The 7,767-nt window shown below is 74.8% G+C and carries 6 protein-coding genes; 3 read left to right on the plus strand and 3 right to left on the minus strand.

Annotation, left to right across the window (positions count from 1 at the left end):
* Positions 1-114: 114 nt before the first annotated feature.
* Together BLR12_RS12870 and BLR12_RS12875 are read right to left on the minus strand one after the other, a co-directional pair.
* On the minus strand, positions 115-1,218 hold the full coding sequence (locus BLR12_RS12870) for a barbiturase (protein ID WP_091378340.1): 1,104 nt from the start codon (positions 1,216-1,218) through the stop codon (positions 115-117).
* 11 nt (positions 1,219-1,229) lie between these two features.
* Positions 1,230-2,177, minus strand: coding sequence for a carbamate kinase (locus BLR12_RS12875; RefSeq protein WP_176832484.1), 948 nt, complete (start codon positions 2,175-2,177; stop codon positions 1,230-1,232).
* Between the two features lie 148 nt (positions 2,178-2,325).
* Between BLR12_RS12875 and BLR12_RS12880 the strand changes: the two genes are divergently transcribed.
* A complete protein-coding gene (locus tag BLR12_RS12880) occupies positions 2,326-3,534 on the plus strand; it encodes an EAL domain-containing protein (RefSeq protein ID WP_091378342.1) in 1,209 nt (402 codons plus the stop codon).
* A gap of 7 nt (positions 3,535-3,541) precedes the next feature.
* On the opposite strand, the gene BLR12_RS12885 is transcribed toward BLR12_RS12880, so the two are convergent.
* Complete coding sequence (locus tag BLR12_RS12885; protein WP_091378629.1) at positions 3,542-4,360, minus strand: PHP domain-containing protein; 819 nt, start codon at positions 4,358-4,360, stop codon at positions 3,542-3,544.
* 81 nt (positions 4,361-4,441) lie between these two features.
* On the opposite strand from BLR12_RS12885, the gene BLR12_RS12890 reads away from it, so the two are divergent.
* Positions 4,442-6,661: a RecQ family ATP-dependent DNA helicase gene (locus tag BLR12_RS12890; RefSeq protein ID WP_091378345.1), complete on the plus strand. Its 2,220-nt coding sequence runs from the start codon at positions 4,442-4,444 to the stop codon at positions 6,659-6,661.
* 40 nt (positions 6,662-6,701) lie between these two features.
* Positions 6,702-7,325, plus strand: a complete 624-nt coding sequence (locus BLR12_RS12895; RefSeq protein WP_091378347.1) for an alpha-ketoglutarate-dependent dioxygenase AlkB — start codon at positions 6,702-6,704, stop codon at positions 7,323-7,325.
* Positions 7,326-7,767 lie beyond the last annotated feature (442 nt).

Raw genomic sequence — 7,767 nt, forward strand, 5'->3', positions numbered from 1 at the left:
GCACGGGTCCGGCGCACCGGATCGGTACCGGTTCGGCTCCGTCCGCCGGTGCGTGACCACGGTAGGTCGCCGTCCGTCACGCCGCATGAGGCGCGCCGGAGAGGGCGGCACGGCTCACGCCCGGATGATCGCCGCCACCGGACCGCCGCCCGACGGGCCCTGGTGCACCGCGGCCACCGACACGAACACCGCCGGGTCGCCGGTCACCGACGCGGCCACGCCGCCGACCGTCGCCTTGATCTGCCGGTGCCAGAAGACGTCGGAGTCGTCGAGCATCGCGTTGCGCCGCCCGCGGACGTAGCCGGTCGGGTCGGCCTCGCACTTGAGGAAGACGTTGACCAGCCGGTCGCCGAGGTCGCTCGGGTGCGGCCGCTCGGGCAGCTCGAGGCCGGCATCGCGGATGGCGTTCCAGATGCCGTCCTGGTCCAGCGCGTCGCGCATCACCGAGTGGCCGATCCGGTAGGCCCCGCCGTGCCCGCGCGCGTTGCCGACGACGACGATCTGCGCCCGGTCCAGCTCCACGCCCGACGAGCACGAGGCCACCGCGCTGAACAGTGACAGGTCCCGCATGACCTGCTCCTGCGTCGGCATCCCGATCTCGCCCAGCGCCACCGCGATCCCCAGCGCCGTCGTCCCGTTGGACAGGTCCATCGAGCCGTGTGGCTCGTCGTAGTAGGTGTCCTTGCCGCGGGCCTTGGCGTCGCGGATGGTCTCGATGGTCAGCAGCGGCGTCTTGGTCTGCACGTAGTGGACGTCGGCGGGGTCGGTGATCCCGGCCTCGGCCATCGCCCGGCGCACGCCCTCGGCGACCTTCTCCACCATCGCGATGCGGCCGATGTCCTCGGGCAGCAGGACGTCGCTCATCGCGTACCCGACGGTCAGCCGCGGCTCGTCGGTCTCCTCGACGGCGTCCTCCGGCAGCGTGGCGAAGACCGTCGCGTGCGGGCTGATGACGCCGTCCGTGCCGCCCGACCACACGATCGGGATCTCCCCGACCTCCTCCTTGGACCGCGTGCCCCTCTCGAGCAGCACCTCGCGGAAGGCCCGGTCGGCGATGATCCGCGTGTAGTCGTTGACCCCGCCGTTGCCCTCGGTCTTCCCGATGACGGCCACGACCCGGTCGGCCTCCATCACGCCGTCGTCGATGAGCCTGGCGAGCTCGGAGGCGTCGCTGACGTTGTGCAGCGGGATCTTGCGGACCTCGATCGGTGCGGGCACGGGAACTCCTCCTACGAGGCGGTGAGGACGGTGCCGACGTCGCCGGTCACGGCGTCGGCGATGAACTGCAGGGACGTGACGACGGCACGGGCGCCGCCCCCGTCCACGAAGCGGAGGGCCGCCTCGACCTTGGGCCCCATCGAGCCGCGGGCGAACTCGCCGGCCGCCGCGTGCGCGCGCAGCTCGGCGGGGGTGACCCGGCCCAGCGGCCGGGCGGCGGGCGTGCCGTACCCGACGAGCACGTTCGGGACGTCGGTCGCGATCACCAGCGTCGCGGCGTCCAGCTCGCGGGCCAGCAGGGCGGCGGTGAGGTCCTTGTCGACGACGGCCTCCACGCCCCGCAGCGCCCCGCCGGTGCCGTCGTCCACCACCGGGACGCCGCCCCCGCCGGCGCAGACGACGACGAACCCGGCCGTGAGCAGCGCCTCGACCGCCGGCACGTCGACCACTCCCTTCGGGTCGGGCGAGGCGACCACCCGCCGCCAGCCGCGCTCGCCGCGGTCCTCCCACACCTGCCCGTGCGCCATGGAGCGCTCGGCCTGCTCGCGGGGGAGGAAGCGGCCGACCGGCTTGGACGGCTCGCGGAAGTGCGGGTCGTCGGCGTCGACGACCGTGCGGGTGACCAGGACGGCGGTGCGCTGCGGCAGCCCGCGGCCGGCGAGGGCGGCGTCCAGCTCGTCGGCCAGCGTGAAGCCGATGGTCGCCTGGGTCTGGGCCACGCACCAGTCCAGCGGCACCGGCGGGACCTCGTGCGCGGCCAGCTCGTTCTTGACGAGCAGGTTGCCCACCTGCGGCCCGTTGCCGTGCGTGAGCACGACCTGGACGCCGGTGGCCACGACTGCGGCGACGTGCGGGCAGGCGGCGGCGATCGCGTCGCGCTGGGCGCCGGGGGTGGCGGAGCCGTCCGGGCCGGTCATCGCGTTGCCCCCGAGGGCGATGACGACGCGGCCGGGGGTCACCCGGCGACCCTAGCCGGAAGTGCCTTAGTGGTGAAGTACTCGGCGCTGTGACTGCGGACAGTGACGCACTGGAAACTGGGCGTGGCTCGCGGGACACTGCGGATGAGGACGGCCCGCGCGGGCCGCTGCCCCGAGACGATGGGGAGACATGACGCACTCTGCGCACCAGGGCGCTACCGGCGTCCTCGCCCGGATCGCCGACGACCCGTGGGTGACCTGGCTGTTGGAGACGGCGCGCGAACGGGTCGGCACCGACGTCGCCTACCTCGCGGACTTCGCCGACGGAGCGCAGCAGGTGCGGGTCGTGGCGGGGAACGTGGCGGCGCTCCCGGTGGCCGTCGGGACGTCCGTGCCGCTGCGGGACTCCTTCTGCGTCCGGGTCCTGTCGGGGCTGCTGCCGCCGGTGGTGACCGCGGCCAGCCGGACGTCGGGCACCCGCGACCTGCCGGTGACCGCGGACCTGGGCATCGGGTCCTACGTCGGGGCACCCGTCCGGGGAGCGGGCGGGCGCCCCCTGGGGATGCTGTGCTGCCTGGGCCGCGGCGACGGCGTGGGACTCGACTCGGACTCGGCGCGCTTCGTCGAGTTCCTCGCCGACCTGATCAGCCAGCGGCTCGGTTCCCTGGACGACGCAGCGCAGGTGCGCGAGCGGTTCATCGCCGAGCTGCCCGGACGCGGCCTGCACCCTGTCTTCCAGCCGATCGTCGAGGTCGACGGCGGGCGGGTGGTCGGCTACGAGGCGCTGACCCGCTTCGCGGGGGCGGACACCGCGACGGTCTTCGCCGAGGCGGCGCTCAGCGGCCAGGGCGTGGCGCTCGAGCGGGTGGCGCTGGAGACGGCGCTGGCCGCGGTCGACCGGCACCACCCGGCCGTGCCGGTGACGATCAACCTCTCGCCGGACGCGCTCCTCGAGCCGGACGTCGTCGACCTGTTGCTGGAGACGCGCCCCGGTGTGGTGGGTGTCGAGATCACCGAGCACCGTCCGGTGACGGACTACGCGGCGCTCCGCCGGGTGCGGGAGCTCCTCCGTGAGGGGGGCTGCCTCGTGAGCATCGACGACGCGGGCGCCGGTTACGCGTCGCTGCGGCACGTGCTCCGCCTGCGGCCGGACACCGTCAAGCTCGACGCGGCCATCGTCAGCGGGGTGCACACCGACCCCGCCCGCCAGGCGCTGGTCACCGCGCTGGTGCGCTTCGCGGCGGACATCGGCGCCACCGTGGTGGCCGAGGGCGTGGAGCTGGCCGATGAGCGGGACCTGCTGGCCGCCCGGGGCGTCCGGTACGGGCAGGGCTGGCTGTGGGGGCGGCCGGGACCGCTGCCCTCGGCCGGGAACCCGGAGGGGACGCCGTTCCGCTGACGGGGCCTCAGCGGCGCCAGAAGTCGAAGGCGTCCCGCCCCGGACGGAAGCCGGCGGCCTCGACGACGTCCACCGCGAGGTCGAAGTGCTGGCCGACGACGGCCGGCTGGTGGGCGTCGCTGCCGAAGCTGACCGCCTCGCCGCCCTCCTCGTGGAACCAGCGCACCTGGTCGACCGAGGCCAGCGGGCTGGTCGTGTTCACCTCGAGCGCCCGGCCGGTGCCGGCGAGCGCGCGGAACACCGCCCGGTACTCCTCCTCGTAGTCCTTCTCCGCGTACCGGTCGCTGCCGCCCGGCCAGTAGCGGCGCGGGAAGTCGACGTGCGCCAGCACCTGGAAGACGTCGCTGCCCTCCACCATGTCGACGACCTCGGCCAGGTAGCGGCGCATCGTCGTGTCGGGGTCGGGATAGAGCAGCCGGCCGACGCCGTAGAGCCGGCCGTCGTGGCTGAGCGAGTGCAGCGAGCCGAGCACCCGGTCGACCGGGGAGTCGCGCAGGTACGCCCCGACGCTGGCCGCGAACAGGTGCGGCTCACCGGTCTCCACGCCCGACCAGATCCGCAGCTCGGGGAACCGCTCGCGGCACTCCTCCAGCTCGGCGAAGTAGCCCTCGACGTCGATGGGCAGGTGCCGGGAGGCGTGCCGGTCGACCAGCCCCTCGGCCGTCGCGCGGTCCTCCGGCGTCCAGGTCGTGAAGTCCAGGTGCTCGGTGAAGGCGATGGCGGGCAGGCCTCGGGCCACCGCCCGCTCGCACGCGCGCGCCATCGTGGAGGAGTCGGAGGTGTCCCAGGACCACCTGGTGTGCACGTGGTTGTCCGGTGGTCGCATCACCTGTGGATCCTCCTCCTCTCCCCCCGGGGTCCGCGCGGCGACGCGTCCTGTCGCTCCTGCTGCCTACTGTCGGACCCCATGACCACCGCCGCGCCGTCCGCCGACCTCGCCACCGAGGCCCTCGGTGTCCTCCGCGAGCTGACCGGCCGCCCCGACGCCGGGTTCCGGGAGGGTCAGGACGCCGCCGTCGCCGCGCTGGTCGAGCGCTCCGAGCGGGCCCTGGTCGTGCAGCGCACCGGGTGGGGCAAGTCGGCGGTCTACTTCGTCTCCACCGCGCTGCTGCGCCACCGCGGCGCCGGGCCGACCCTGCTGGTCTCCCCGCTGCTCGCGCTGATGCGCGACCAGGTCGCCGCCGCTGCCCGCGCCGGCATCCGCGCCGTCGAGATCTCCAGCGCCAACGCCACGGAGTGGGACGACGTCGCCGCCTCGCTCGCCGCCGACGAGGTCGACGTCCTGCTGGTCTCCCCGGAGCGGCTGACCAACCCGCGCTTCCGCGAGGAGCAGCTGCCCGGGCTGGTGGCCCGGTGCGGCCTGCTCGTCGTCGACGAGGCGCACTGCGTCTCCGACTGGGGCCACGACTTCCGGCCCGACTACCGCCGCATCCGCGACCTGCTGGGCACGCTCCCGGCCGGGACGCCGGTGCTCGCCACCACCGCCACGGCCAACGAGCGCGTGGTCGCCGACGTCGCCGAGCAGCTGGGCGCCGGTGGTGTCCCGGTGACGACGGTGCGCGGCCCGCTGGCCCGTGACTCGCTCCGCCTGGGCGTGCTGCGGCTGGCCACCGACCGGGCCCGGCTGGCCTGGCTGGCCGCGCGCCTCGGCGACCTGCCGGGCAGCGGGATCGTCTACACGCTCACGGTCGCCGCGGCCGAGGAGACCGCGTCCCTGCTGCGGGACGCCGGCCACGAGGTGCGCGCCTACACCGGCCGGCTCGACGACGCCGACCGCAAGGACGCCGAGGAGGCGCTGCGGGAGAACCGGGTCAAGGCGCTGGTGGCCACCTCCGCGCTCGGCATGGGCTTCGACAAGCCCGACCTCGGCTTCGTCGTCCACCTCGGGGCGCCGTCCTCGCCGGTCAGCTACTACCAGCAGGTGGGCCGCGCCGGCCGCGCCGTCGAGCACGCCGACGTCCTGCTGCTCCCCGGCCCCGAGGACCTCGCCATCTGGCAGTGGTTCGCCACCTCGTCGATGCCGCGGGAGGACCACGCCGCCGCGGTGCTCACCGCGATGGCCGACGGGAAGGCGTGGTCGGTGGCCCGGCTGGAGACGGTGGCCGACGTCCGCCGGTCCCGGCTGGAGCTGCTGCTCAAGGTGCTCGCCGTCGACGGCGCGGTGGAGCGGGTGCAGGGCGGCTGGCGGTCCACCGGCCGGCCGTGGGTCTACGACGCCGACCGCTACGCCCGCGTCACCCGCACCCGGGAGGCCGAGCAGCGGGCGATGATCGCCTACGCCCGGCCGGTCGACGAGGCGCAGTGCCGGATGGCCTTCCTCCAGGAGGCCCTCGACGACCCGACGGCGGCGCCGTGCGGCCGCTGCGACGTCTGCGTCGGCCCCTGGTACTCGACCGACGTCCCCGAGGGTGCGGCCCAGGCGGCCTCCGCGGCGCTGGACCGCCCCGGCGTGGAGCTCGCCCCGCGCGCCCAGTGGCCGACCGGCGCCGACCGGCTCGGCGTCGAGGTCAAGGGCAAGATCGCCGCCGCCGAGCAGCTCGACCCGGGCCGCGCGGTCGCCCGGCTCACCGACCTCGGCTGGGGCCAGCGCCTGCGCTCCCTGCTCGGGGACGACGGCGTCGGCGGGGTGGTCGACCTCGAGGCCCCGAGCCTGGAGGAGGACCCGGACGCCGCGTTCGACGTGCCGGTGCGGCGGGCTCCCTCGGACGTGCCGCCGGACGAGGAGCTGCTGCGCGCCTGCGCCCGGGTCCTGGGGGCGTGGGACTGGGCGGACCGCCCGGCGGCCGTGGTCGCCGTCCCGTCGCGCCGGCGCCCGCAGCTCGTCACCGGCCTCGCGCAGGGGCTGGCCGGGCTCGGCCGGCTGCCCTACCTGGGAGAGCTGTCCCTCGCGCACGGCGGGCCGACCGGCCAGCCCGGCGGGAACAGCGCCTTCCGGCTCGCGGGGGTGTGGCAGCGCGTCGTGGTCGGCCCCGAGTTGCGGGAGCGGCTGACCGAGCTCGGCCCGGCGCCGGTGCTCCTGGTCGACGACCTCGCCGACTCCCGGTGGACTCTGACCGTGGCCGGCCGGGAGCTCCGGCTGGCCGGCGCCTCCCGGGTCCTGCCGTTCGCCCTGGCTCTCACGGCCTGAGGGCTCGTACACACGTTCGACCCGGCGTAGCCTCCCGCCCATGTCTCTCGCACACCAGCCGTCGATGTGGGACGTCGCCGAGGAGGCCGCGCTGGGGCCGCTGGCGGTCACCCGGCACCCGCTGGGCCGTGGCGCCTGGGTCGACCACCTGCCCGGCTGGGTCCGGGGGTCCGACGAGGTCCTCGAGGTGCTGCTGGGCGACATCGGCTGGCGAGCCGACCGCCGGCAGATGTACGAGCGCGAGGTCGCCGTCCCCCGGCTGCTCCGGTGGTACGGCGGGGGCGAGGTGCTGCCGCACCCCCTGCTGACCCAGGCGCGGGACGCGCTCAACGCCCACTACGGGCCCGAGCTCGGCGAGCCGTTCGTCAGTGCCGGCATGTGCCTGTACCGCGACGGCCGCGACAGCGTCGCCTGGCACGGGGACCGGCTGGGCCGCGGTCGCGGTGCCGACACGATGGTCGCGATCGTGTCGTTCGGGTCGCCCCGGCCGCTGGTGCTGCGGCCGGTCGGCGGAGGCGAGAGCCTGCGCTTCCCGCTGGGCCACGGCGACCTCGTCGTGATGGGCGGCTCGTGCCAACGCACGTGGGAGCACTGCATCCCGAAGACGGCCAAGCCGGTCGGTCCGCGCGTCAGCGTCCAGTTCCGCCCCCGCGGCGTGGCCTGAGCGCCATGACCGGCACCGCACCGGCGACCGGGAGGCCGCAGGATGCCGCGTCGCTGCACCTCCTGCCCGAGCGGCCCGACCTGCGGGAACGTCCGCGCGGACACCGGTGGGGACCCCCGTGCACGGCCCCTCCAGCGGCGTGTATGGTCCTTCCTGCACCGAGCGAGAACGGACCGGGCCGCCAGCCTGGTCAACCGCCTCTCCAGCCCCTGCGGCCGGACCGCTGCGGAGCCCGGTGTACAGTTGGACAAGCCGCCAGAGACGAGGCCCGCGAGGGTCTGGTAGCTGCGCGTCCGCTCCTTGAGAACTCAACAGCGTGCCGAAAGTCAGTGCCAAGTAACAACCCCTTTTTGTGGGTTTCTTTGGGTTGATTGATCGAGAGCGTCCAGTTCTCGGTTCTCGGCCTGGTTCAAGCATCTACGGAGAGTTTGATCCTGGCTCA

This window comes from Geodermatophilus sp. DSM 45219 (assembly GCF_900104025.1).
Taxonomy (GTDB): domain Bacteria; phylum Actinomycetota; class Actinomycetes; order Mycobacteriales; family Geodermatophilaceae; genus Geodermatophilus.

What these genes read in the sequence shown, in the direction of transcription:
- BLR12_RS12880 (WP_091378342.1), top strand. Translation starts at nt 2,326, where the DNA reads ATGACGCACTCTGCGCACCAGGGCGCTACCGGCGTCCTCGCCCGGATC.
- BLR12_RS12885 (WP_091378629.1), bottom strand. Translation starts at nt 4,360, where the DNA reads ATGCGACCACCGGACAACCACGTGCACACCAGGTGGTCCTGGGACACC.
- BLR12_RS12890 (WP_091378345.1), top strand. Translation starts at nt 4,442, where the DNA reads ATGACCACCGCCGCGCCGTCCGCCGACCTCGCCACCGAGGCCCTCGGT.
- BLR12_RS12895 (WP_091378347.1), top strand. Translation starts at nt 6,702, where the DNA reads ATGTCTCTCGCACACCAGCCGTCGATGTGGGACGTCGCCGAGGAGGCC.